The organism is Parabacteroides sp. Marseille-P3160, assembly GCF_900162725.1.
Taxonomy (GTDB): Bacteria; Bacteroidota; Bacteroidia; order Bacteroidales; family Tannerellaceae; genus Marseille-P3160.
The window spans coordinates 555450-582042 of sequence record NZ_LT799418.1 but is presented as its reverse complement, the minus strand read 5'-3'; the positions used below and the strand labels follow the sequence as shown (position 1 = coordinate 582042).

28 protein-coding genes and 1 pseudogene are annotated in these 26593 nt (G+C 40.6%); 4 read left to right on the top strand and 25 right to left on the bottom strand.

Annotated elements, in window-relative coordinates; translation table 11 throughout:
- Position 1 precedes the first annotated feature (1 nt).
- From BQ8014_RS02425 to BQ8014_RS02415, 3 genes are all read right to left on the bottom strand, one after another.
- The gene (locus tag BQ8014_RS02425; protein WP_080902974.1) at positions 2-1972 is read right to left on the bottom strand and encodes a RagB/SusD family nutrient uptake outer membrane protein; all 1971 of its coding nucleotides are present in this window, start codon (positions 1970-1972) and stop codon (positions 2-4) included.
- A gap of 14 nt (positions 1973-1986) precedes the next feature.
- Entirely contained in the window at positions 1987-5127 is a 3141-nt protein-coding gene (locus BQ8014_RS02420; RefSeq protein ID WP_080902973.1) for a SusC/RagA family TonB-linked outer membrane protein, read from the bottom strand.
- 237 nt (positions 5128-5364) lie between these two features.
- Positions 5365-5568 (bottom strand): hypothetical protein, encoded by a 204-nt coding sequence (locus BQ8014_RS02415; RefSeq protein WP_139785056.1) that lies wholly within the window; start codon positions 5566-5568, stop codon positions 5365-5367.
- A gap of 98 nt (positions 5569-5666) precedes the next feature.
- Here BQ8014_RS02415 and BQ8014_RS02410 point away from each other — a divergent pair, with 98 nt between their 5' ends.
- From BQ8014_RS02410 to BQ8014_RS02395, 4 genes and pseudogenes are all read left to right on the top strand, one after another.
- Positions 5667-6095, top strand: coding sequence for a helix-turn-helix domain-containing protein (locus BQ8014_RS02410; RefSeq protein WP_139785055.1), 429 nt, complete (start codon positions 5667-5669; stop codon positions 6093-6095).
- Positions 6096-6161: 66 nt separating this feature from the next.
- Complete coding sequence (locus tag BQ8014_RS02405) at positions 6162-6782, top strand: hypothetical protein (protein ID WP_080905766.1); 621 nt, start codon at positions 6162-6164, stop codon at positions 6780-6782.
- Positions 6783-6959: 177 nt separating this feature from the next.
- Positions 6960-7099, top strand: a pseudogene (locus BQ8014_RS19615) (cell filamentation protein Fic); the annotation flags it as partial.
- A gap of 628 nt (positions 7100-7727) precedes the next feature.
- Entirely contained in the window at positions 7728-8159 is a 432-nt protein-coding gene (locus tag BQ8014_RS02395; protein WP_080902970.1) for an HU family DNA-binding protein, read from the top strand.
- 187 nt (positions 8160-8346) lie between these two features.
- Here BQ8014_RS02395 and BQ8014_RS02390 read toward each other — a convergent pair whose 3' ends face one another.
- The 22 genes from BQ8014_RS02390 to BQ8014_RS02290 form a co-directional block, all read right to left on the bottom strand.
- Positions 8347-8739: a DUF5053 domain-containing protein gene (locus BQ8014_RS02390; protein WP_080902969.1), complete on the bottom strand. Its 393-nt coding sequence runs from the start codon at positions 8737-8739 to the stop codon at positions 8347-8349.
- Between the two features lie 44 nt (positions 8740-8783).
- Positions 8784-8930 (bottom strand): hypothetical protein, encoded by a 147-nt coding sequence (locus BQ8014_RS19305; RefSeq protein ID WP_160150011.1) that lies wholly within the window; start codon positions 8928-8930, stop codon positions 8784-8786.
- A gap of 159 nt (positions 8931-9089) precedes the next feature.
- Complete coding sequence (locus BQ8014_RS02385; RefSeq protein ID WP_080902968.1) at positions 9090-9479, bottom strand: hypothetical protein; 390 nt, start codon at positions 9477-9479, stop codon at positions 9090-9092.
- Positions 9476-9646 (bottom strand): hypothetical protein, encoded by a 171-nt coding sequence (locus BQ8014_RS19300; protein ID WP_160150010.1) that lies wholly within the window; start codon positions 9644-9646, stop codon positions 9476-9478. The genes BQ8014_RS02385 and BQ8014_RS19300 overlap by 4 nt, the downstream gene beginning before the upstream one ends.
- A 77-nt stretch (positions 9647-9723) precedes the next feature.
- Positions 9724-10143, bottom strand: a complete 420-nt coding sequence (locus tag BQ8014_RS02380; protein WP_080902967.1) for a structural protein P5 — start codon at positions 10141-10143, stop codon at positions 9724-9726.
- On the bottom strand, positions 10103-10549 hold the full coding sequence (locus BQ8014_RS02375) for an OmpH family outer membrane protein (protein WP_080902966.1): 447 nt from the start codon (positions 10547-10549) through the stop codon (positions 10103-10105). Before BQ8014_RS02375 ends, BQ8014_RS02380 begins: the two co-directional genes overlap by 41 nt.
- Positions 10550-10614: 65 nt before the next feature.
- The gene (locus tag BQ8014_RS02370; protein WP_080902965.1) at positions 10615-11067 is read right to left on the bottom strand and encodes a hypothetical protein; all 453 of its coding nucleotides are present in this window, start codon (positions 11065-11067) and stop codon (positions 10615-10617) included.
- A gap of 32 nt (positions 11068-11099) precedes the next feature.
- Complete coding sequence (locus BQ8014_RS02365; RefSeq protein WP_080902964.1) at positions 11100-11936, bottom strand: LamG-like jellyroll fold domain-containing protein; 837 nt, start codon at positions 11934-11936, stop codon at positions 11100-11102.
- On the bottom strand, positions 11933-12964 hold the full coding sequence (locus BQ8014_RS02360; protein WP_080902963.1) for a hypothetical protein: 1032 nt from the start codon (positions 12962-12964) through the stop codon (positions 11933-11935). The genes BQ8014_RS02365 and BQ8014_RS02360 overlap by 4 nt, the downstream gene beginning before the upstream one ends.
- 304 nt (positions 12965-13268) lie before the next feature.
- A complete protein-coding gene (locus BQ8014_RS02350) occupies positions 13269-13631 on the bottom strand; it encodes a hypothetical protein (RefSeq protein ID WP_080902961.1) in 363 nt (120 codons plus the stop codon).
- 56 nt (positions 13632-13687) lie between these two features.
- Positions 13688-15205 carry a hypothetical protein gene (locus tag BQ8014_RS02345; RefSeq protein WP_139785054.1) on the bottom strand — a complete coding sequence of 506 codons (1518 nt, stop codon included), beginning with the start codon at positions 15203-15205 and terminating at the stop codon, positions 13688-13690.
- Positions 15206-15216: 11 nt separating this feature from the next.
- Positions 15217-15918, bottom strand: coding sequence for a hypothetical protein (locus BQ8014_RS02340; RefSeq protein WP_080902959.1), 702 nt, complete (start codon positions 15916-15918; stop codon positions 15217-15219).
- A complete protein-coding gene (locus tag BQ8014_RS02335) occupies positions 15915-16541 on the bottom strand; it encodes a hypothetical protein (protein ID WP_139785053.1) in 627 nt (208 codons plus the stop codon). The genes BQ8014_RS02340 and BQ8014_RS02335 overlap by 4 nt, the downstream gene beginning before the upstream one ends.
- Before the next feature lie 37 nt (positions 16542-16578).
- Positions 16579-16860 (bottom strand): hypothetical protein, encoded by a 282-nt coding sequence (locus BQ8014_RS02330; RefSeq protein WP_080902957.1) that lies wholly within the window; start codon positions 16858-16860, stop codon positions 16579-16581.
- Positions 16832-17131, bottom strand: a complete 300-nt coding sequence (locus tag BQ8014_RS02325; RefSeq protein WP_080902956.1) for a hypothetical protein — start codon at positions 17129-17131, stop codon at positions 16832-16834. Before BQ8014_RS02325 ends, BQ8014_RS02330 begins: the two co-directional genes overlap by 29 nt.
- Positions 17132-17149: 18 nt before the next feature.
- The gene (locus BQ8014_RS02320) at positions 17150-20356 is read right to left on the bottom strand and encodes a hypothetical protein (RefSeq protein ID WP_080902955.1); all 3207 of its coding nucleotides are present in this window, start codon (positions 20354-20356) and stop codon (positions 17150-17152) included.
- Positions 20356-22275, bottom strand: coding sequence for a hypothetical protein (locus BQ8014_RS02315; protein WP_080902954.1), 1920 nt, complete (start codon positions 22273-22275; stop codon positions 20356-20358). Before BQ8014_RS02315 ends, BQ8014_RS02320 begins: the two co-directional genes overlap by 1 nt.
- Positions 22276-22400: 125 nt before the next feature.
- Positions 22401-24785 carry a phage tail tape measure protein gene (locus BQ8014_RS02310; RefSeq protein WP_080902953.1) on the bottom strand — a complete coding sequence of 795 codons (2385 nt, stop codon included), beginning with the start codon at positions 24783-24785 and terminating at the stop codon, positions 22401-22403.
- Positions 24748-25038 carry a hypothetical protein gene (locus BQ8014_RS02305; protein WP_080902952.1) on the bottom strand — a complete coding sequence of 97 codons (291 nt, stop codon included), beginning with the start codon at positions 25036-25038 and terminating at the stop codon, positions 24748-24750. Before BQ8014_RS02305 ends, BQ8014_RS02310 begins: the two co-directional genes overlap by 38 nt.
- A 41-nt stretch (positions 25039-25079) precedes the next feature.
- Positions 25080-25385 carry a hypothetical protein gene (locus tag BQ8014_RS02300; RefSeq protein WP_080902951.1) on the bottom strand — a complete coding sequence of 102 codons (306 nt, stop codon included), beginning with the start codon at positions 25383-25385 and terminating at the stop codon, positions 25080-25082.
- A complete protein-coding gene (locus BQ8014_RS02295; RefSeq protein WP_080902950.1) occupies positions 25385-25825 on the bottom strand; it encodes a phage major tail protein, TP901-1 family in 441 nt (146 codons plus the stop codon). The genes BQ8014_RS02300 and BQ8014_RS02295 overlap by 1 nt, the downstream gene beginning before the upstream one ends.
- Before the next feature lie 11 nt (positions 25826-25836).
- Positions 25837-26238 (bottom strand): tail completion protein gp17, encoded by a 402-nt coding sequence (locus tag BQ8014_RS02290; RefSeq protein ID WP_080902949.1) that lies wholly within the window; start codon positions 26236-26238, stop codon positions 25837-25839.
- Positions 26239-26593 lie beyond the last annotated feature (355 nt).

The following is a 26593-nucleotide window of genomic DNA, read 5'->3' as shown; positions in this document are numbered from 1 at the left end:
TTTACCACCATGGATTTTGTACTAATTTTTTACTCATATCTATTTCAGTCTGAGGAATTGGAAACAAATAGTATTCTTTTCTGAATATCCTCGTTTCAAATGGTACTACATTATAAAAACCCGAAAAAGAAAAATTATTAGATGCCGGGTCCCCCGCATTAATATCCATCCCCCACATACGTCCGCCATCACCGTATTTACGGTCATCAGTCGCTCCTCCCTGATCTGGAGTGTGAGCCAACCAGCGACGCCTTGTTGTAAAGTATCGATCACCTTCGCTATTCAGTTCAATTTGCCTTTCCCTTATTATAAATTCACGCTGCAGGTCTTTATTTCCTGCAATTTCCGGATTCGTAGAAAAAACACTGGGTATGCCAGCTCTTTCTCGTATCATATCCCAATATTTACGTATGTCCGCATTTGAAGGATCATACTCGTTTAACGCTTCTATATAATTTAATAAGATTTCCGCATAGCGGATAAAGACATTCATATATTGTTGAGGAAAAATACGGTCATACATATTCGCCATCGGATCATTGTTTTTGAATGCCAGATACCCAGTACGAGAGAAGAATGTATATGAACCGGACTGGCGGGAAACACCTCCATAATAAAGTTCTGCACGAGCATATCCATCTTTTTGCCCTGCGGTATTGAAATAATTCCTTTTATCAATGTCATCGGGAAGTTGTGGGATAATCCGCCTATTATAAAGGATAGATGCATAAAAACGGGGTTCACGATTTGCATACATATTCCAGTCCCCCGCCCAATGCCCCCAAGCATCGCATTGACGTATGTCTGCAATCATTTTTTTACGGCCGTCTTCCGTGTTTACTGCGCGATTTTGGGGATTCCAATGTTTATTTGGAGTTGTAGAAAAACCATCTTTAATATATCCGGAATTTGGATCGTCAATTGTTTTTCCATTTTCCATTAAAAAAGCGTCGACAAGACGTTGTGTAGGGCCGACTCCACCTAATGTTTTAGGACCAGGAGTCGTATGGATCATCCATGCCTCGGTATTATAATTTCCATAGGCACCCCAAATAATCTCGCAATTCCATTTTATTAATTGGACATCCACGTATGATTTATATGGGTTAAACTCGTCGTCTCCGTTTTCATTATTCTTGTACAAACGAAGCTTCGCCTCAGGATTCTGTTCTGAAATATTAATTACTTCCCGACTTGCTGCAGCGGCTTTTTCCCACTTATTTTCATCATATATCGTATTGGCCAATTGACTTCCGTCGGGATTCTTAAAGTCTTCATATTCCTCATTCCCATTCCACTGAGGGCTTGCTGCCAACAAAAGTACCTGAGATTTAATCGCTTTGCAAACCATTTTATTGGGTTTACCCATCCAACTTGTATTATCACGCCAGTGAAGGGGCAGGTCTTTCTCCGCCTCATCCATCATTTGACAAATGTAATCCACACATTCATCAAACGGGGCACGCATAAGAGAGGCATAATCAGTATCACCGGATTGTAATTCTTTTAACAATACAACAGGGCCATATTGCCTGAGGAGTAACCAGTAATAATATCCGCGAAGGAACTTAACTTCTGCTTTGTATTGTATTTTTAGATCTTTACCCAATTCATCGCACTTGTCTACATTATTCTCAAAGACAAAAGAGGCCCTTATCGCTCTATACCAAAGGCTGTATTTATTATAGAAGCCGGAGGAAGGGTTCCAGTTTCCTAAATTAATGCCATAAGTATTATAGACAGTCCATGATAGATCTATTTCATCCGAACAACCTAACCAGGGATCATCTTGATGCAGATTGTGCAAAGGAATCGCAGCATATACATTCGCTAAATAACCTTCGACTTCTGTTCTGGAGCTCCAAACCATATCGTCTGTTTTCATGTCGTCCGGTTGTTTATCAAGGAAGTCGGAACAACCTGCAAACATACACGATAAGACTGCAACTAAAATTATTATCTGTTTTTTCATTTCTACATCATTATTTAAAAAGTTGTTCTAATACCGAAATTAATTTTCCGGGCAAGCGGATATTTGTTCCCATTCGATGTGCCTGTTTCCGGGTCCCACATTTTCCATTTAGAAAATAAAGCGACATTATTTGCTAGAAAATAAATACGTAAACCTTCTATTCCTAAGAATGAAGTCTTTTTCCGAGGAATGGTATAACCCAACTCAATATCATTTAGCCGGAGTAAATTTCCATTATAAAGATTACGGGTGGAAGCCTGCCAGTTATTTGTAGATCGTCCATTGGATAATCGGGGATAAAAAGCATCCGGATTAGGATTTTCTACAGTCCACCGATCCATCGCTTTTTCAAAGACGTTTCCTTTACCGACCCCTTCTGAAAATGGAATAAATGTAGAACCTCCTAATGCATAAGAAACGTTGGCCTGCCCTCTGAAGAAAATACCAAAATCAAAACCATTCCATAAAAATTGAGCTCCAAAGCCATAAATAATTTCCGGAACAGTAGAATAGCCGATGGCTGTTTCATCATCAATATCGATAATACCATCTCCATTCACATCTTTGTATTTAACGTCTCCAGGACGAACTTCTCCAAATTTCTGCTCCGGACTACTATCTATATCCTCCTGGTCTTTAAATAATCCTAGAGCGATCAACCCGAATTGCTGCCCATATCGATGGCCTGTCCTCATACGGTTTGCCCATTCTCTCTGTGGTTCATCCATCTCCTTTATCTCATTCCGGGTGAAAGTGAAATTCCCATAAAATTTGTACTGTAATTTATCTATCTGATGGTTTAATTCAAGTGTCGACTCTATTCCTTTATTTGTCATTACTCCCATATTCGCAAATGGAGCTGTATTTAGTCCGGCGATACCTGGTAATGTTTGGCGCTGGATCAAAATATCAGATCTTCTTTCGTGGAAAAAATCCAGATCTAACGAAATGGCATTATTCAACATCCTCAATTCAATCCCTAGGTCTTTCTTTAATCCTTTTTCCCATGTCAGATCACTCACTCCTACCTGATTTTCACCGACACCTCCGATTGTAGTCGGACTTTCTCCAAAAGCATAATTTCCTAAACCACTGCCCCAAGTGGATAGATAACCGTAACGCATATCTGAAGGAAGCGCATCGGATCCGACTAAACCAATTGATCCTCTCAGTTTTAAAACATTGATTGCTCTTACCTTCCAGAAAGATTCATTTGAGATGAGATATCCAAATGCACCTGCCGGGAAAAGGCCGAAACGTTTATTCTTGGGGAAATTTTCAGAACCATTATATCCTAAATTAAATTCTGCGAAGTATTTATCATCATATGAATAAGTGCTTCTGAAGGCCAAACCTTGTTTTCTGTAGGGTAAGGCCATAATTGAGGTTGAAGCAGAATTATTAATATAATCTCTCTGATAATACATAAGCATTCCTCCAATACGATGTTTTTGATCAAAAAGCTGATTGTAATTTAATTGTGCTTTTGCTTCAATCGCCCTATTAGAATTATAATATTGAGAATAGCTTAAAAAATCTTCTCCTTTATTAACTTCACGGACAACGATATCGCCTGTTTCATCATCGATGTTATCTATAGCGTAAGTGCTGGAAGATTTACTTCGTATTTGAGTATTGTTATTATTATTGTCAAAAGAGAAATAACCCTTAAAGTCCAATCCTTTCAATAGAAAATCTAAGTTCTGATTAAGAATAACTTGACTTGTTATTTGCGTTCTATATCGAGTGTTATAACCCGACCCCATCAAACGTTCTACAGGATTGCTTTCTCCTACCTGCGTCGGAGCTCCCCATCCCCACTTTGTACTTCCATCCAAATTTTTTCCAATTGGAAGACGGACCGGATTGGAAACAGGAGTAGAAAGGTAGGCCCAATAAAATAATTCTTCTGCCGGACTATTAAAATAAGTGGAATAAAGTGTTCTGTTTCCTACACTGGGTTCATGTATATCCGTTAAGTTAGCCCCGATTTCTAAACTGACGACCGTGGATTTAGTCAATGTGACATCTACATTGGAACGGAAATTATAACGCTTGAGATTAATGTTTGACGAATAATCATTTATTCCGTAGTCTTTTAAATTGCCGTTGTCTTCAAAATAACTTGCATTCAGAAAATAGCGGGCTCTTTCACCTCCACCTCGAATGTTTATAGTTGCATTTGCATTCGTAGACCAATCTGTGAAAATTTCATCAAACCAATTTACATTTGGATATAAAAACCTATTGGTGTGATTTTTTAGGGCAGCAATATAATCTTGCGAATAATTTTCTGAGCCTAACGCTTCATTGTACAAACGTGCATAATTAGCCCCATCCAAAAATTGGGGCATATTTACCAAATTAGATGCGCCATATTCAAATTTAACATCAATAACCGGCTTTTGGGCAATTCCTTTTTTGGTCGTTACCAGTACGACGCCATTGGCTGCCCTTACTCCATAAACAGCTGTTGCTGAGGCATCTTTAAGAATAGATATAGACTCTATTTCCTCTATGTTAAGATTCGTCATATCCCTTTCTACGCCATCTACCAGGATTAACGGGCTTTGGTTGGAACCAAGCGTCGAGATACCCCTTATCCAAAAAGAGGCATTGTCATAACCAGGTTCGCCCGAGCGCTGTACAATGGTAGCGCCGGCAACCCTTCCGGACAATGCTGACACTAAAGAACGCTGGGGTGCAATGATAGAGCTTGTTTCTACGGCAGAAATCGCACCTATAACACTGGCCTTCCTCTGTGTTCCCATTCCGACAACAACCGCTTCATCTAGAGTCGTTGTCTCTTCCATCATAGTAACATCAATCGCAGATTTATTCGATACGGTAATTTTTTGTTGTTGGAAACTAATAAACGAGAAAACGAGCACATCTCCTTTTTTCGCCTCAATAACATAATAACCTTCGGAGTCCGTGATAACTCCTTTCGTCGTTCCTTCGATCGTAACATTTGCTCCAGGTAAGGGCTGGCCATTTTGATCAATAATTTTACCTTTGATAATCATGCCATTTTGAGAGGATTCACTTACTTTATAATTTTCACCCGCATATCCATTTAATGAAATAATGGATAAAAGGAAAAGTAGAAAAGAGTGGTACATGATCTTTTTTACATCAATAATCGTGTTTGTCATACATACTAGATTTTATTTAAACATATTGTGAAATAAGATTTGATAATTCATTTAAACTTCGCATATAAACGAATGATATCATCTAAAGCGTTTATCGCCTTTTTTCGTAACTTTTTTCATAGCTCATCAATTTTATATTGTTTTTTCATAATTTGAACTCAGCCTCAGAATTGCTTTTACAGCTATCAATGCTTAAGCCGTAAAGCTAAGAATCAGTCGATAAGGATTATTTTGCTCTTAGACGAGAGCATATGTTTTTCGTTTGACGATGGCCAGGGTATCAATGGCATCCCTTACAATACTTTGAGCGAGTTCGGTATTTCGCTCACGATCACCTTTCAAAACTCTCCTGACATAGTCATCGGAACATTTATATTTCCTGGCTAATGCGGAAATTTTCAAATCTTTAATTTCTGTACTTGTAAAAATCTTTGTCGTCATATTCAAGACTATTATTTATATTATTTCTAACTTTGTCAAGAAAGACAAGACAAAGTAAATCAAGATTCTTGATATTACAAAATAAAATCACAAGAAATATGATATTTTTTTCAAAAAACCTGAAGTTTCTTAGGGAAAAGCAAAACATGACCCAAGGAGAATTGGCTAAGTTATTGGAATTAAAGTCTAACTCTATATCTAATTATGAAAACGGAGTTAGTGAACCGGACTATAATATATTGAAGCGGATAGTGGATATTTATAAAGTTTCGGCTCATGACATCTTATATTCCGATATGGAAATGACAACGGAAAATAAAAAATCAAGCAACTTGATATACCCCAGTGAATCTGCAAAAGATTTTATCGAAAAACTGTGCGACCTGTCTGCTGAAAACGCATTATTAAAGAAAGAGAACGAAGATCTGAAAAACCTGAATAAAAAAACAGATCGAATGTCTGATGTACCTTCAGCTTTTGTTGCAGAGAAGGAAATAGAGTTCAATAAAAAGACACGCAAACGGTAGCAAGACACAATCCCTCACACAATATTTCTCATACACATGTTTTACCTTAATGAAAAAAATGTACGTATGAAATTAAAGAATGCATTACCCATTTTAGCTTTAATCTCAATTACAAATTTTGTATTTGCACAAGATACGATTAAAGTTACCAATAATTACGGAAGTGAGAATAGAGAAATCCAAGATTTAATTGATTTTGAAAATATCTACATTGAGGAATTAAATTTCGAAGGTGAAAAACTTAAAGGAAAACAGTATGAAATTAATTTGCAAGAGTTTGTAAATGGAAAGCTAATTAGTGTATCGAAGCTTTTCGACGGTTCTGAATCTGATTATTTCAAAATTGCATCAGATAAAGAATCATTAAAATTTTTCTTTAGTATGACTGACGGGAATTTAAAGACTTACATAAGAGGACAAAAATTTGGAAGCAAAAAATCTTATTTCAAATTAAATGATGAATCTGACAAATATGCTTTGAAAGATTTCTTTGGAAGTAAAAGCGAACTAAATATAGACATAAACTCTAAACAAGAGATTCCAATCTTCGCAATAATAACACCAACTATTCATAAAGACGGTTCCGGTTCTTATTGTGAAGTTGTTCAATCAAATGTAAAACCTGAGAATTTGGGAGAACATTTCAACATCCCGCATTATTTTTTAGTAACAATAAGATTCAAATAATGAGACTCTACGAACATCCTGAAAGTAATCTGTTTTATCCAAAGATAACTCCTCAAGGATTTTACCTTTAATATTGTAATAGATTATTGTGTATTTTTAGTTCCAGGAATTCTGTAATATCAATCCGTCTGTGCAAAGTGGCAGGCAGGATAAGTAATAACTTTATTTTCTCCTTCTCAAGATGAAACGATTTGGCTCAGTCAAAAGTTAATGGCAACTTTGTTGATTGTTCAACAGACAATATATCACTGCATCTTAAAAACATATTCAAAGAGAACGAACTGGACGAAAATTCAGTTACCGAGGAATTCTCGGTAACTGCACAGACGGTAAGACCCATAAAACCAAACATTATAATCATGGATAAAGCCGAAAAGAACATCTTTCGGCTTCGCAAATCAGGAGATAAAACGCCCTTAAAAATTAAATTGACCGGTCAAAATCAAGTCGATTTGCCATGTGAAAATTCATAGTTATGAACCTTTTCATTCATAGTTATGAATGGCTCCAGTCACAGTACTCATTGTTTTCGTTTATAACTATGAATTTTCAGGAAGAATTCCGGGATGAATTGTGAATAAACATCCTCTTGATAAAGGTATGTAAATAGTTCCTTTACACCTTTAATATATATTAAATCTTTCATCACGCATACTTTCCTTGATTAGGCCATAAAAAACTATCATACAGCCTATTAAATTATCGATAGACCACCTTTTAATCTCCCCAAAGAGCGTTTTTATAAAAGCTCTAAGAAGGCCTTTAAAAAACAGGGAATTCTCCTTAAATCATCGCTACAGCACTATAAAGAGGGGATCGGATCCTTTTTACTCTCAGTTTTAATGCCTTCTCAGACCTTTTTGCCCCTTTCTACGCAGGATATCTTTGCGTCGTACCGGTACAACAAAGTAATCATTTTTAATTAATCATTTAAATTTTCAAATTATGGCACAGTTTATTAAATTAGTAAAGACACCCGCAAAACCAGGTGTAAAGGATTCAGGGTATAAGTTAATGGCACGTAACGTCAGTCAGGGCAAGACCAATCTGGCTGCCTTATGTCAACTGATTTCAGCCAGAAGTTCCATCTCCAGCGCCGATGTCAAGGCGGTCCTGGATTCCCTTAATTTCGTGATGGATTATGAATTGAAGCAGGGACGCATCGTGCAGTTCGATTCCTTCGGTAATTTCCGCCTCTCCGTAAGTAGCGACCGGGTGGATGAAAAGAAGGATTTCGATACTTCGCTGCTCCGCAAGCCGAAGATTGTCTTCACACCGTCTGGGTCTTTACAAGAGACCCGGAAGACCGTCAAGTTCTCTTTACAGACGGATGAGGAAACGGATCCGGAAGAAGGAGACGACAAACCGGAACTCTAAAGTCAGTGTAAATGAAACGGATGAACATCCAATTAATAATGGCCGTGCTACTCTGTGTAGCCTAATTAATGAATATAAACAATTGTTTCATAATATAATATAGTATATTCATTTGCAATTTGCAAATTTTTTGCAAGTAAAAGCCCCGACCTAATAAGCCGGGGCACAATCGGAAACTAAGCTACTGTCAAACAACTAAAGCTACCGACTGTTTTATCTTATCTGAAATATCTGTTAGCGCATGTGCTAATATGCCTAGTTCTTCTCTCGTAAACGATGCTTTTTTATTGTTTACTATGTTACCATTTAGCCTCTGATAAAACCATTGCGGAGACTTTTGAAAATATTCTTTTGCGAGGTGTGACACCGATATCGCAGGTAGTATATCTTTTAGCTTTTCACGCAAGATGGCTTCTTCTAGTTCCTTATTTGTTTCCTGTATCGAATCCAACATTTTGCCGGCAAATTCAACCTTATTATTACTTGATAGTGAATCTATCTCTTTGTCTATTTCTTCCAGTTCCTTATCGGTTTTTGCTACCCGGAAACGTTCTTTTAATTCTTGTATTTTCTTATCCATACCTTTTTTTTGTTTTATACCCCCTCTTTCGAGGGGGCTTGTTTTTACTCTAATTCTTTGAGAAACTCTATCAACCGGTCTATCTCTCTCTGAAACCTTTCCCTCGTATCCGGAGGAAACTTTTTAAAGTAACGGAGGTAAAAGAGTAAATCCCTCTCTGCTTGCCTCCTGATCTTTTCTGTTTTTTTCATTCTTAATAGCTTTAATTGTTTGACATTACAAATGTAATAACATATTTGTTATTATAAAAACATTTAGCCATTTATTTTTGAAAAAAACAATAAAAAACCGCCTCTATTCTCACGAACAAAGGCGGCAAACAGATTGAGAATTTTACTTAGTATTAATATCTATTTCTTTAATTTCTTCGTTAGCCAAATAACTATATACCCTATCCCTATGATTAGCAACCCGGACGCAACACCCATCGCCCAGCCTCCGAAATCCATCTTCGTTTTTTGCCAGCGGGTTAGCTCTTTTTCTACCGGGAACGGAACCTGTATAGAATCGCGTATATAGACGCTATCCCGGACAGTATTATAGCGGTAGATGTACTTATACTTATTAAAGTACACCGTATCGCCGAGTTGATAAACACGTACACTGTCGAGCTGATAAATGCTATCGCGTTGTATCTTATCCTTATATTCCGTACGCACACTTTCGACCGGAACATATTTAATCGACCGGCATCCGGAAAACATTGCGAGCGACACTAATAAGTAGAATACCTGTTTCATAACCCTACCTTTTCAATTTCTACCCATTTCGTTCCGTCTACGCTATTTACGTCGAGCAGCCCGATTTGCTTTCGATCGAAATCAACTGCATTTACTTCATATTCCCTGCCTTTGTGGTAGACCTTTGCCGGCCGGGTGAATGCTTTTTCAAACTCCTGTTGTGTCATAATATCAATTTTTTAATACTCCGTAGGGTACGAACCTACGGAGCTGGTGAAAAATAATAATCTTGACAGATTAATCGTTATATTGTAAGAAGTTTCCATCCGGCCCTTACGTCCCCCATAACAGCCGGTATTCCATTTTCAACCCCCGACATAGCAGCTATAATCCGGCACATCAGATCTTCGTTGTTTACATCGATTTCCACGTCCGGACGAACCTTCGCGTTATTCGATACACTTTTAATATAAGCTTCTGTATCATTACTGTCCTCCGGGGGGGCCCACCGGTATATCCATTCCCGGAGCGTATTTAACTTATATATCAGCTTATAGTTCCTGATTATGCGGAACATCGACCGGTAGCCGTATGCCATCGAAACAAAAGTTTTGAAACTTTTGTCTTTTGACGGGATAACCTCGCCTTGAAACTTGTCTGAATTAATTCTGATGTTTCCGGGGTTATTGTTCCGTAATCCCCTCGGGTATTTTGTTGTCGCCATCTTTTTCCTTTTTCTTGTACACCTGATCCCTTAACTTGCAATCGGATTTGTAACACCGGAATCCTCTATAAAAAGTAACCTTGCTTTTTGTCTCGGCTATTTCGTTGCATTTTTCGTTTATTTTATCCGAAAATTCGATTCGGATCGCAATAAGTTCTTTTGTGTATTTATCCGTCGCGGCATTAAACTGTTCTTGTATCTCTCTGTATTCCTTCTGGTATTGTGTAAGTTTCGCGGTTAAATAATCGTATTGATCTTGCTGTAAGTCTATCTTTACTTTTTCCGCTTCCGCGTCTGCCTGATTAGCTTCCGCGTTATGTTTTTTTCTTTCTGCTTTTACGTATAAAAACCAAGGTATGTTTCCCAGTAATAATATTCCGCTAATAATTTCCCAAATGCGATCCATCTTCTTTTCTTTTTAAACAGGGACGGCCGTAACCGCCCCTCTGGATAACCTAAACTCTAATTGCCTTATTTTACAACACCAATTTCCACGCTTGTATCTTTCTCCTCTTTCGACACTAAACTCTTTAATAGATCGAAGGCCCCGGATCCGCTTAATCCAGCAACAAGAATAGTCAGTACGATCTCATACCATTCTGCCCCCTGAAGAAATACGGCTTTTCCGCTTAAATACCCGAAAACAAGATAAACGGCCGATACGGCGATTGAAATCAGAATCTTGTAAATTGCTTTCGTAATTTCTTTTCCTGTAAGTTTAGCAACCCACTTGACTACTTGAGTAATCGCAACAGCTATAATAGCGGTCACAGAAGCAAAAGAGGAAAAGTCCCCGGGAAAGATAAGATTCCAAACATTCCATCCTGGATCGGAACCGATTGCGGCCGTTGAGTCAACTTGTGCAAATAAGCACGTTACACTTGCGAATAACATCGCGATAAACAATAAAATTTTAGTTTTCATATTTAAAAAATTTGTGGGCACATGCCCGGTTATTAGTTATATCTTCCGAATGGCCCGGATGGAGGCGCGAAATTGTCCGTATCCCGAACCACATCCGATATCCTCAATTCGTCTATAACAAGACCAGTAAATGCAGATGCGTTCTTCGTCGTATTGAGAAGCCACATAACAACAGGCGTAAATGCGGCGGAACTTGTTGTTGTTGCTACCAATACCCCGTTTTTCCACGTCTTATATGTATTTCCTGATTTTGTTACCCTTAGATGCCTCCAGTCATTTGCTTCGATTGTCCCCATCGAGATAGTTGTTTCATTTATTACGAAATACAGTGTTCCGCTATAACTTTGTCCGAAGACATACCTCGAAAATGTAGATGATTTATTCGCTGCTATAGACACAACACCCCCTGAGTCTGCCGTAGAAGACCTTTTCTCCCACCACTCGACTGCAAATTCGCTCCACGACGGAAGATTTAAGACAGATCCTATAGAATCAAAATCAATAGATGAACTTGAACTACCTGCCGATACCCCTTGTCCGAATTTTCCCGCTGAATAATTAACGCTTCCTGTTATTGTCCCATATAAATTGCTTTCGGAATCATCCGCAATGTTATTCTCAGCGTGAAAAAGGAACTTTGTACTTATGTCTGCCGTTAGGATCAAATATGCAGTTGTCTGTGTATTTGCGGTTGCGGACTTCTTTATAAGGTATTGCCTCTCATAGTTATCGAGATACAATTTAGAGTACGTACCGTTTTTAAGGTATACTATATCTCCCTTTGTAACGTCGATAGTCGGGGTTATACTAACCTCTTCCTTGTTTATTGTCAACCCGCCCCCGCCTGGCGCTCTTAAATATCCGCTCATAGGTTTATAATTGAATAGTTTATAATCACATCTCCTGTAGGTTGGCTTTTAGCCTTCACTTTGAATGATCCGGCCGATACGTCAATCGAAGGGTAAAGCTGTGCATCCGCAGCAGCATCGTAAGATTCATCTGCCGTTGCCGCGTCGATTATAGATGTTGATTTGATGGATGCATTAGAGATTGTTGCTTCATAGAGATTTGAAGTAGTATTCAACACCCACGCAGAAGTAGCCAAAGTTGAAGATCCGTTAACTTGAGCGATCCCGGCTAATCTGTCCTCTACCGCCTTTCCTCTATTTCCTGCAAAAGCCGTGTTACTCGTTTCCCCTAATGCCAACGACGGGGAGATAACGACGTATACGCTGCCAGACCACCTATATTGTAGATTCGTCGTAAGGTCAGTATAGATTTTACCTGATTCCGGCGTGTAGGCCACGTTTTGAACATTTCTAAACTCCGTTTCGGAGTACAGAGTTCCTTCTAATACATCGTCTACATAGGAAGGTAATTCGCTTGCCGGAACCTTACCGTCTACGAGGTTAGCTTTTGCGTTCAGGGCTGTTTGGGCTGCGGTTGAAATCGGTTTGCTTGCATCGGACGTGTTATCTACACTTCCTAAGCCTATTTCCGATTTCGTATAAGACGGCTTGCTCGATCCTATCCAAGACGGTATACCCGTTATGTCTGTACCCCACGCAACAGCACTCTTAAACGCAAGGCTTCCGAGGTCGGCAAACCACTTCCAAATCTTACCGAGCGAAATTGAAAGTTTTTCCCCGGATGTAAGATTCTGTCTCGAAGCCGCCCCGGTGAATTGAATAGTACCATCTTCGATAGCTACTATAGCCTCCACCCTGACGCCGGTATCTACATAATCCTTCAGGTCATTGTCATATACCCACCAAGTTTTATAGCCTAATGCAGAGCTATCACGGATGACTGGGGATTTTCCCGGCTCTCCGATGAATCCATCCATCCTTTCGTAGGATCCATCTTCTTTTTTAGAGTATGGTATAAAGTATTTCATTCAAATAAAATGTTTTTGATTTTCCGAATACTCTCTGTTTAACCGTTGCAAGAAACGGGAAACCATCTTCGGGGATAGCATCCAACGCATTCGAGATAGGCGCCGATTATGTAAAAAACTTTTGAAGTTGTCCATTTTTGCCTAAACAGCACAAGATGCCGTCCTTCCCCAAAAGATGTATTCACCTTTTCGAAGTCTACAACTTCTATCTCTGTGTTAAGGACAGAATAAATTGATACCTCCGGGCAATCAAAGCTCTTCTTGCTCCCCATCTTCATCTGTATTCCAAAGTCAGCAAACCTTTTCATAATGCTATGCCGTTATCTATGCAGTCTTGTTCTACCATTTCATGAGTGTTTTTTCTTAATGCCAGGAAATTCAAATAGGGTTGTTTCCTCTCCTCGGTAACTATACCAAGCACAGAAGCCTCATAGTCATTACGTAGCTTATTCTCAACCGATACAGGATATAGTTCCTCTATCAGCGTTTTGAATATAGTATTAGAGTTAACAGGATAGTCAACCAGTAGTGAATCATAAAAAAAACCTTCTGTTTCTTCCTGCACACCTTCCTCGATATTGTGATTATACAACACCTGATAATCGTTTATCCAGTCGAATATGTTCGGCCTGAATGTTGAAAAAAGCTTTTTAGTCAATCTTTCCATTTATCGCCATTTTTAAAATGTTTTTCCGATGTTCTTCCGTGCAGCCCGCTGGCCGCCTAAGCACTTATTCGCTTTTCCCGGCACAAGCGGAACCCGTGAAACGCATACGCAAACGCAAACCGATAATGCGTAAACGCACAACGCCAACCGGCATACGCCCCATAAGACGCATTGCCAACAAAACGGGTAGAGAACCAGCCATAGGAAGGTGATGCATCATCCGTAGGACAATAGTAATAGTCGCAGTAAGTCTTATTCGCGGCCCCACCAACGGAAGTAGGCATCATGTGTATATTTGGGGAAACAGTTTTTATATATCCATCCACACGGGGTAACTCGGCGATAAGTTCATATCCATCCGGAACAGTGGCCTGATTATCTGACGGAACAACTATTTTACTAATATCTTTACAGAAATAGCAAAGGGATTTTCCTCCCTGGTCGGCTGTTTGATGCCATACGGCATAATCGGATGATATTAAAAGGATATATTCAGACGGTAGTTCAAAACCACGATAAGATGCCACATTGACTACTTTGTCTTCATATATCGGAGCTTCTCCCGTACCCGTATTTTTCCAGTTTTTTATAGTGTAACTTACAAGGCCTGTCTTATTTCCTATTTTAGCCGTAACTAAAGAGGGAATAAAAGGATAATAGGCATTAAAATTAAGCCATTCTGTACCATTTACTGCGGTGCCATTACCAAGTCCTCCCTGATGGTATCCGTTAGAATCCAAAATAGGATTATAGGTTTCCTGAATATCGAAATTGCAATACTCGATATAGTAGAGGAGCGCAAGTGCATTATATGCTAATCCGGAGCTGTTATTGTAGTCTGCACCCACTGCCTTACATTTATTAATTATGTCGGCCGATGCGATAGCTGTTCGAGCCATTCCGAGTCCTGATTTAGCCGTTCCATCGCTGTCGGAGGCGTTGTTTGCGCCCCGGAAACGGGCGGCATTAGCCGTCACAATAGGGAATCCGTTCGCATCCCTTGCGATTTCATTTTCATCCCATATAAGACTACAAACAGTCGCAGCCCTATTGTTAACATTATCGTAAGTAGAGAATGTAGGAGCAATGTCGAACACGGAAATAAGTTCAAAACCAGGTAGAGCATAAGGGGAAATGCGCCATTCCGTATATTCGTCCGTATCAACCACTTTAAGATAAAAGTCCGGCACACGAAGCAAAAGATTCCCGTTGCTACCATCTATCGCAACTGTATTTCCGTTTTCATCTACCGTTGAATCCTCATTTCCAAGCTTAACATCTCCATTAGGAGTGGCAAGGTAACGGTATATACCGTTTTGCACAGGAAGATCCTTATGCATTTGCAAGGAACCCACACGTGTAGGAAGTTTTGAATCATTCGCCTTTGTCTTTCGTATACCATACCAGTAGTTATCCATATTCGCTATATCGATAATAGACATCAGCTCGATGTGATTGTTAAACTTAACCCAAATTTCCGTCGTGTATTTCCTCTTTATGTAGTATGTTCCGTTCGGGCTTACTGACGTGGGAGGATTAGTCTCGTTGTAGAAAAACATTCTATCTTTTTCCATATCTCTTTTGTTTACCAGTTATTTATCCAATTTCCAGTTATTGCATCGGCAGCCGTTTCGGCTCGCTCTGCCTGTTCCTTCGCATTATCTCCTTGCTGTTTCGCATAGTTTCCCTTGCCTTCTGCGTCGGAGGCTGCTCCTTCTGCCAAAACGGCGGCATCGTTTGCGTTCTGTGCCGCGGCGTTGGCGTTTTGAGTCGCGGTGGCGGCATCATTAATGGCTCTTATTGTGTCAGCTTTCAATTCTATATAATCGGCAGATATTTCACCCATTTGCCGCATTACGTCTTCGGCCGCCTGCGTGGCCGGCTCTTTTAATTTAGATATCTCCTCTTCCGACAGGTTTATAAGATGCAGATTCGAGACGTCGAGCGTGTCGGTGACGGGAATAGAGATTATCTCTACATTGCATTGGGAAGAATTGCGCTCATCTTCGCTGTGTGAAACGATATTAAACACTTTTGGATCTCGCTCGAAATCGAAGCCGGCGTACTTAAAGCTTATAAACAAACGATGTTCGCCTGTAGCAAGACTATCTGATACGTTAACCTGAATACTTTCTTCGACGAACGAATAATCCACATCGACTGTCCCGTTCCAATACGCAAGCTTAACGGTCAATTCTTCTACCTGGCGTAGATCGATCTTCTCCCCCTCGTTTGTTACGGCAGAATAGAGAATATTAAAGCTATTGCCTTTACGGATTCTTTTCATGACCAGTTATTTATCCAATTGTTTAAAATACTATCCGGCTTCTCTTCTGTTTCCAAAAAAGCTACCTGGGCCGTTGCCTCCTCAAGCGAATCGACTATATCTACGCCTAAATCACCCTTTACGTAGATGTCCGTCTTTATATATGCATGTTTAGTTAAACTCCATTCGTACACGTAATTATCCAGACCTACTTTCGTCGGATGGGCATTTAGCTCTTCCATTAATGCAACTTTATCATCAATGTCAGGCTTATAAGTGTCGTTCCATTCTGCTTTTGCGTCTGCTGAAGGTTGACGGAGATAGGATAGCCAGTCTTCGTAAGTCTTATCTTCGTTGCCTTCTTCTTGCAACCATAACTCATATGCCGAAAGGCCCTTTAATTCTTCAATAGAAATAAGATCTTGCCATGCTTCGCCTTCTAACCTCCATTGCCAATAGGTATCGGTTGACTGAAGTTGAATCTGTTTTCCATCTGCGCCCTTCAGCAGCAGCAAGGGCGCCACAACTACCGATTCTATCGTTCCGACCTTTCTGATTGCAGGAAGAGACACAAGGTTGGCCAGCGAGGTTGCTTCTTCAACCTCGCCGACTCCCTGGCTGTTCGCTGCAAGAATGGTTGCCACCTCGGCGGCTAATTGTTGTAACTCTTCCTGTATCATCTTATTCGCTTAAAACTGTTTCCAGAATTTCAAAACCCTTGCTGAAAATAAGCCCTCGCTCTTCGGCCGTCAATTCCGATCCGACCGAGATGCTAATGCTGTGATTGAACTCTGATGTAGTACCAATAAAGCCGATTGGAGTCCGGGCATTGGCTTTCGTGATATTACCGGTAATGGACTTTTGTGCATTTTTCATATCCTTGCGGATATTGAGGGTAACCATTATCGCCTCATTAATGAGAGCCTGATATGAATCAGTCTGCGTTAGTTTCGTCAGTTCCATTTTCTTTTTTGTTTTCTGTTAGCAAATCAAGCAATGCTTTTTTCACCGGATAAATCCAGCTACTCTGTTGTATCAGTTCCCTCAAGGAGGAAAGCAGTTCCTTGGGTACTTCGACCGATCCTTTGTAATAAATCTTCTTTCCAAAATCACTCGTTGCCACATCTCCCGAGCGGGAATAGATTATATTCCCCGCTTCCTTTTGCAGGTCGACCACCTGAGGTTCCCCTTCGACGGTCATTTGTACTGCCACTTTTGAAAAATTCACTTTCATATTATTCTGTTTTAAAAATTAAACTCCTCTTAAGACCCCTCCACTATCGTTCGTTACACCAATAATAATTCCTTTCCGTATCCTAAACCGGATGTCGTCGAGATCGTAGTCCCCTGGATCAACATCAATGCCTGCATAATAACTATAGGCTCCCGTTTCAGCATTAAAGGATGTCACGACCCGATACTGTTGGGCGGCTACTATTCCGATCTGTGCCGTTCCGGTAGTTCGAATATTCCCACTGAAAAATCCGGCCCAAGCGGTAAATTGTCCCGGTACATTGGAGCCGTATCCGTCCGAAGAACCATAGATTCCTACTCCGAAAGCGCTGACAACTCCGGCAACGCACATTGAGCGTTCAGCCGTACTGCTTGCCGCGCCGATTATAGCCGAAACACCCGAAGTACTCATATTTAATAGATTTGTTCCGAGTGCCAAGGAAAAGGCGGTACCGCCGAAATAGTCGTAACCTTTCCATGTCAGGCCGTTGTAAGAGTTAATTTCGAAAGCCCCGATTTTTGCACCTTGTGTAACCGTTAACCGGCCGGTGGTTATATCTGTAGTTTGTATCCGATTAGCGACCAAAGCCCCTGTAACGATTGCATCTGCATTAATGAGGGTAGTAGCTATGAACCCTCCGATTATAATTGTCGAATCGAGCATAGCCTTTCCAACATAATCTCTATAAGCCATATCGCCTAAGTTCTGCTGCAAAGTATTGAGAGCCGTATTAATGCTTGTCACTGCAGAATTGTTCGCTTTATTATTTATTTCACTGACAACATCATTGCCAAGCATGTCGGAATAGACTTTGTCGTAATATGCGAGGTAACCGAGTGAAGAGCTGTTTGCCTTACCATTAACCGTGCTTTGTAAACTTGCATCGAATGCGCTGAATGTCACCGCTCCGGTCAGGTTTATATTCTTTGCTGCGATCTTAATCGAAGCAGGCTGAACATTAATATAACCTACGATTTTGTCCCCCGTTATCTCTCCTTTTTGTGCGAATATGTAAACGGCATCTGTTTCCGAGATCCATCCCGCATTCTCAATCGTCTGATTGACATTATCGACACGCGTGTTAACTGCGCTGATCTGTCCGGGTATGACGTTAATAATCGAATATTCCGTATCCGTAACCCTTCCCTCGACCTCCGTAACCCGGCTTGCCCAGATATTTATATCACCCGCCATCACGGAGATATTTCCTTCCGTTGTTGTCATCCGATTTCCGACTTCCTGTATCATCTCTGCATGAAGTAATATTTCCCTTTCAGTTTGAGATATCCGGGTTAGGAACTCCGCTTTGAAGTCTTCCAGCGGATTGGAAGCCATTGCGAGTGAATAAATTCGTATGTCACCGGTAAAAGAAAGGAAGAAGTCTCCCGTCCCATCCCAACGTCCGGAATATTCCTTGGTCTCATACGTCGTATTTTCCACGAGTTCCTCCGTATGATACAAACCCTGTCCGGAGAAACCGACCGTTAGCGTTCCTGATTTCAATACTTTATACCGGAATGAGATATAAAACGATGGCCATACCAGGCTTCCATCTTCCAACTCTATCTTTCCCGCCGGCTTATTCTTCAAGTTGGCATTAAGTTGCTTAATTGAATTACTCTTAAGCCTTAGCGCTCTCCGGCTGCCGTCAGCTACGATAACTCCCAACCGGTTTTTATCGGAATAAAAATTATTATTGAAATAAAGGAACTTATTGTTTACAGTAAAAAAAGAAACATCGTTCGATGTGTCCCATTTATCCAAATCGGAAGCGAAAGAAGCATTTGTCAAACAATTGTCTGTATCAGAAATCTCAGCCCGAAGAGCGGATATCTCACTATTCAATTTTCCTTCGACAATCTCGAAGCGTGTGGCAACGTCTTCACCCGTCTGCAGCATGAACTTCCCTTTCAGGTAAACATTGTCGGACATGATACCGTAATCTTGCAATCTCCCCCAGTAAGACGTAATCAATCCCTCCAGCTTTCCGACACGTGTCCGGGTTGCATTCTCCGGATCCGTTTTCATCCCGTATATAATATCCATGAAAGGACTGCCTATTTCTACTGAGGTTTGTTTGATGACGCCTTTCCGGTCGGGATTTGTAAGGTTATCTACCCGCACAAGCGTATCGCGCTCTATTATGCCATCTTCGTTACCGGAAAAATTCTTGTATTTGATCCAATCAACGCGGTTTCCCTCGCTATCCGTATCGCCTATATGGGTTTCTTCTACCGCCAGTTCATACTGCCGTGTAACGTAGTACCCGTTTTCAGTAGTCGGCATGCCGTTAAACCGTTGTACCATCAGGATGTCATCCGTCCAAAACGGATTATACAACGTCCCCTCTTCAGTATCAAGATAGATGATCTTATTTTCCTTGTCTACCGATTTGATTTTCATCATATCGGTAGTCAGGTGCGTACCGTTTTCACCAAGCAACTGCGATATGATCATTTCATACACACGTAGAATTCCACGTACGGTCAGGTCATCAATTTCAAGATGAGCCTTCTTAGCTGCTACTCCGGCTGCATTGACCACATCACGCCAGGTTAGCGCCCAACCGATTCCGGCCGGGAATCCGCTGACAAAAAACGGCGAAGAGAGATCACCCTGAACCATTACATCTTTCTTCACGAAGAGATCCTTCATCCAGGCGCCGCCATCGGCCCAGATTTTAAAACCGTTTTCATGCGCAAAACTATTTGCCCCTTCGTCCGAATAAATAGAGTCCCGGACGTGTAAATCTTTCATCCAACCGCGTCCCTGTTCGTTGATCTGCCATCCATTTACGCCAATCTCAAACCCAGTACTTTTAATTGATTTGTCGAAAGATATGATGCCAAATGCTTCATCATCGATATCCTTACGCAGGTATCGTTCGTCAAAGGCTTCACCCATATCGATACTTCCGATATCTGTCACGTGTCCGAACTGATCAAACGCTAAACTATTAATTACTTTCGTGCCGGCGGGGGCAACATTTTCTATATCAGAAGTATTTCCGTGTGAAATTATATAAGTAGACTTTGATGGAGTTACATTCTTTTCAATTAAAATACCCTCTCCCTGATTGATCGAAAGAGACGCATCGATAGATCCTCCGCCTGATCCTGTTCCGGTGGATGAAATCGATCCTGTTCCGGTTACGATTGTCGTACCGCTTTCTTTCCGATAGCGTGAGCGGGGCGTGGGTGATATTTTCTTCTTTAGAATGTCCATTATACCAACTCTATTAAACTAACTTTTGAACTTTCATACATATAATCTATTTCTTCGCCGATCATCAGGAACTCTTTACCGGGTTGAAACTGATCCGTTACAAGCTGGTATGGAATGATCCCCTGCTTTCTTGTAGTTGTCAGCTTTACTTTTGAATTGTAGTACTGATTAACTACCCGAACGATTATTAACTCCTCCGGCTTCAATTCCGAATCAGTGATCCGGTTATATAACTTATCCACCGAATTTGTCATACCTTTTATTACTTTCGAATATGACAGTCCGGAACCATTCGATGATGTTAGTTTTAATTCAATGTCGTCAAGGTCGTTTATATACTCTTCATTTACGATATTCGTATACAAAGTATCGTTTTTTGTTTTTTTGTTTTTTTCTGTCGATATCTTTACGCTTCTTAGACTTATGTCTTTAATTAAAATATACCTGTGCTCGTATACTGATTGCAGATTTTTAGGGCAATATAACGTCAACTCTAAATCTCCCATTATAGCTTGATTATTGAAATATATTATGTGCCCAGACTCATCGCCCAAATCGAGAATAAAATCATTATCGTTCTTCGTATTCAGCCAATCGTAGGTAAACCTTGTTTTACGGGTAATATCTGTATATAACTTGTAAGTTGTCGGAGTAGCATTCCATGTCGCCCCATTGTAATAATAATTACCGCAACGGAGCTGAATGGGGATATAAAACCATTTATCAAAGTTTTCCGTTCCTGAATCGTCATTTACCACGTCTCCTTTATTTTTTTGTATCCTGAATCCATCTTCCCTGTCTGAAAAGCAAAGAGACATACTCAAAAACAATACTTGCTCATTGTTAAATAGTAATGTTTTTGCCGGAATGGTAGTCTTAAGAATGGGAAAAGAACTATCGGCGAAACTATCAAGCAGTATGGATGTATCTGTGCCATCGTATAATTTCACCTGGACCCATGTTTCCCAGTTAAGAGAATTTGGCCGGTTGTCTTTTTCCCACTCAGTTGCTTTCACAAAGAAGGATCCGGCCCTCTTAGTCTGATAGTTTATATTAGCCCTTATAAATGTAGAGCCTGTTTTTTGATATTGAAATAATTCAAAGTCTGAATTTTGCCCATATTTCTTTTGATAGAATTTTCCATTTTCCTCTTTTATCTCTCCAAGTAGATTCTCCAAGTTAATATTTTCATCTATCGATGGGTATAAGCTCTCTTCGTCTACTTCATAGTCGGAGCAAACGACATTTACTTTGTTGAAGCCTGGTATGATGTCTAATGTGTGGTCAGATCCGGCGGAACCTAATACTTGTATATTCTGCTTTTCTGTCGAAAGAGTGACGATGCTCTCTGAAAAAGAAGGATCATAAAAGAAGTATTCCGTAAGTCCCTTTTTGATATAGTCCGGATCGATAAAATAGATATACCCGTCTTTCTCTGTCATTGTCCAACAAAAGAACTTGCATATCTCTTCAAGTATCTCTTTATAGGTCATGCTTTCACCGTCCTCATCGATAAAATTCCAGGATGAAACGGAAAGCTCTTTCAGAATATTGGATGTTGCCGAATATGTCGCCGGGATATACATACCTGAATAATCGCCTTTTGAAAGCAGCACCGCTTTTTTTATAAGGTCGAATAGGGTAACGACTTCGGCCTCTTTTACGAATTTGATATATTCAAGTGTCGATAGGGCGCAAACACATTCGATCTGAAAGATGAAATATACCTTATATTCCTGTGAATATACCTCCGGCGTGACAAATCCAGTCCAGACGATAACGCCCTCTTTTTTCAAATTAACCTTCACGCCTTGCTTTGTTGAAAAAAGGCTATTTAAACTATCATTCCCCTTAATTGAAATAGTCGATCCCGAAAACCGGAGAGGCGTATAGATAAAATCGTCATCCTTATATTTCACATTAAAAGGTGATCTCGATGGTTTTAATTCTTCTGACCCCCCAGAGTATCCATCTTGTAATACTTCAATAAGGTATTGAGTATTGTTCAAATCTTTAAAGGGAATTGTGTATATTAGTCCGTACATTAAATCCTCCCATTCTTTTTTTCGACATTCTTAATCATCAATACCAGATCCGTACCCTCAATACGGGAAACAAGTTCCTGGCGGCTTGGAGTGCGTAATACGCTTCCGCTCCCGTTCAGAATATTAAATAAGCGTGATTGCTGGCCCTTATTGAGAATCATCTCACCGCTATTTACACGAACCGCCAATTTGTCTCCAACGTAATACCCACCGCCTACCGTCCCGCCTTTCATTGCGTCCGGCATTCCTCCGGTAGCAAATTTCGGCATAGAAAGAAAAGCTGCAGATAAAGCCGCAACGGCCGCTATCGCATTTATCCATCCAACAAATGGAACTGCTGCCGCCGATTTAGCTGATTCAGCTACCGCAACTGCCGCTTGTGCTGCAAACAAAGACTTTAATGCCGGAATGGCAGCGGATACCGAAGACGCCAATGATGCCCCCCATGAGAGCCAACTAACGGCAGATGAATCCGTCACGTTCGATAGTGTCTGCATTGCGGACGTGATATTGCTTAATGATTCCTCATAATCATTATTCTTTGTTATTTCAGTTTTCGGGATAAACTTCGTTATATCCGATCCTCCCAGTTTATCCGAATCAATATCTTCTTTAACCCGTCCGCTTTTCTGTTTATCGATAAATTCTTTATATTGAGCCCAAAGGTTTACCATGTTTAATTGCGGAGTTATAATAAGCGGTACCCCCTCCTGCCTTGCACGAAACATCTTTAGTTCCGTCTCCATATCCTTAATCGTTTTCGATATTTGCGCCCGGCTTTGATCGCTCGTCGCTAAGCTTAATTTATTCCGCTGTATAGATATTTGTTTTTCTAATCTTTCCGTAGATCCTACAGGTAATAGATCTAATTCGAGAGTTAGTTTTTTATCATTTAGCTCCGTCTTTGCAGATAAGAACCCCGCTCGCAATCCTGCGTCCGCCGTGTTCTCAAATTTCTTTTGAAGCTTAGCGATCTCCTGATCATACCATTTCAATGAATTTTTAACCGCCCTCTCTTCACCTTCACCTTCTCCGCCTCCGGCAACAACTTTTTTTTCTGTTTTCACGCCCGGCGCCGGTGCGACATATGGTTGAGTTGAAAAAGGCAAGCTCATCCCTAAATTATTATAATCGAACCCCTTAAACAATGGTGAATTTTCAAGTCTTTGAGATTCTTTATTTATACCCTTCAAATACCTTTGTAGGTCATCATACTTATCTAATGCCGCATCTTTAATATCAAAGATAGATGAGTTAAAGGTCCAGTGAGCAATCTGCCCCAGTCCGGATGATATAAAATTCCAAGCCTTACTATCTGTTATTTCATCCAGTTTTGATATAAATTCCGTAGCTGAATCTATCGCGCCCCTGAATAGACTGTTATTCCCGCTTTTATGTAAGACGAAAGCATCCCATGTATTGCTCAGTTTTTTTAATGATGCATCAGCGTTATCATTAACGATAGCCTGTTGTTCAAGTGCCATGTTCGTACCTGTAACAGCCCCAATCATATCATGATACATGTTAATGTTTTGTAGCAAGGCGAGCGCACCTGTAACATTTTCCTTACCGAACATCTCTGTTAGCTTCGTAACATTCAGTTGTTTTGCCGCAAGGTTGTCAAGTGCTTTTGTGAATCCTACGACCGAAGGCCTTAGATTCTTATTGGTTGATCTTTCGAGCGTAAGAAATATATTTCTCAAATTAAGCCCGGCCGTGGATGCCTCTGTAATTTTAGGGGCCATTGTTTCGATCGCTGCAACCAACTCATTAAACTGTACGCCAGTTGCCGACGCCGTACCTCCCGCTTTAAATATCGCATCATTCAAGTAGGGTATTTCGGCGGCTCCATTACCAGCGCCCGCAGCAAGTATATTAACAAATTCGGCGGCCTTATCCGCACTCACCCCCATCTGATTTATAGACCCTATTAACGCTTGTGCGGCGGAAGGAACATCTATGCCGGCAGCTTCCGATAATATGATAGCCTGATTCGTTACATCTACCAATGCCTTCTTATTTTTCAACAGTTCATCGGAAGATCCTCCGATAAGCTGAAAGGCTTCGGCTATTTCGTTTGCCGACTTTGTGGATGTTTTTGACATTGAGATAGCAGAGTCTTTAAAGAATTCCATATCTTTCGCATTACTCTGCGTAAGCGCCTTTAAAGAGGATAGCGTCTTTTCGAATTTAATAGTCGTCTGAACGGCATCTCCCAGCGTCATCGATATACCGGCAAATGCCGCAAGTCCTCCGGTGAACTTCCCGACAGATGCTGCAATACCTGTAATATTCGACTTGAATTTGTCTATCTGGTAAGCGGTCTTTTTGATGTTTGAATCAAAATTACTGCTGTTTAATATCAGTCTTGTTACTAAATCCATTGATGTATTTTTTCATTTTATTAAATACCCTGTCTTTTTCTTTATCGGATACCACTTCGTCCGGATCTGGTTTATCCCAGGGAAATATCGCTATATCCGTCGGCTTTATTTTTTTCGTCGAGAATGACTGTACGATCGGCAAACTGGTAAATCTCGCACGCTCCCACATATCCTGCTTTTTTGAAAGTATTCTTTCTAATAAAGGACTTATTTCATAAGAAGACATTTCGTCAAGAACATAAGAGGGTGACATGCCACCCTCTATTACCAAAAGCGAATAAATATCTGATATTCTTACTTCGCTTTTTTTTTGCTGTCATCCGCAGGGAAGAGTTTATTAACCCGCTGAATTTCTGACGTAATCCATTTTGCGAATGTCGCATATAATGTCGGATCCTCATCGCAAACATCAATGAACGCATCGAAATCATCAAGCGGAAAGTTCTTATTGCTTGCCAGCAGATAGCTATAAAACAGCAGGAAATCATTTACAGAAGCATCACCTTCCTCATACCTCTTACCGGTTATCTGTTCATAGATGAATAAAGCCCGGAGGGAATACCGTAATTCGTATTCAACTCCCCTTATCTTTATTTTCATTACGCACCTCCAACTTTACTTAATTCCCCGGTTCCGGTAAAGGTCGCTGAATAGCTCGCTTTATCTCCATTCGGAGCATTAGCGTCTACCGCTGTAATATATGCCTTGCCAGTCCAGCCGCCTCCCTTTGGCGTCCATCCGCCCACAGGAACCTCACCGTCCGCCTCGGCTTTTAGATCAAATACAAGATCCAGCAATTCTCCCGAAATAAGAGCTTCCGTTAATTCGGCAAAATTATCCTCGGTAAAGAGGCATTCTGTTGTTATTGACCATTCTATGTCCCCAGGTTCGCCGCCCGGCCATTTCCCGCTGTCCTTACTCTTCGTGTCAAGGAGTGCCCGGGAAACACTTAAACTGTGACTCGTTGCTCCGGCGAACGCTTTTTTTGTCGCTCCTTCTGTGCGGAACACCATTAAATCTTTTCCTTTTATTGTTGCCATTTTTAAAAATATTAGTTGTCGATTTTAAATCCGTAATTTAGAATTTGTACATAAGAATTGTTAGAAGCATATTCTTCGGAAGCATTCTGCAAATGGGATTCTGAAACATTCTTCCCTTTAAAAACGCCCCTTTTCCCTTGCAATGATAGAAAAACGAGCTTCGCCAAATCAACGCTCTCTTCATAGGTTTTTGCATAGCAATCAAGTTGCACGGATGCTGTATATTCTCCCGTGTCTCCGTCTTTAGAATAGTCAGGCTCCAACGATCTCCTGCTATAAACAACGTAGGGTAGTGGAGTATTCTCCGGGGCGGCGATGGCGTAAATACGTTTATCTATCTTTGCCAAAACGCTCGCATTACCCGTGAGTATATTCTTTACGGCGATTCCTATGTCAAAAGCATCTGCGTTCATCTATATTTCCTCCAAACTCTCTGTATAGCCGAATTAATACGTTTATTCATATTATCGAAAATCTTTCTTTCCGTTAGTTGCTGCGCCGTCCTAAATGGATGCACCGGTCTAATGTACCCCCGATAACCACCCTTACCGGTTCGTTCTCTGTATTTTCTTCCTCCAGGCTTTAGCCTATAATACTTTCCCGTTAGTCTATGCCCCTTTGTGTATCTTTTATTGGTACCCATCTCGAAGAACTTCGCTCTAAAATCACCAAGGATATGAACCTTTGCGGAAGGCTCTCTCTTATCTACAACGACAGTTGCTATCTTTGCGCTTTTAGTGACAATTTCGCCCTTCCGGAGATCGAATA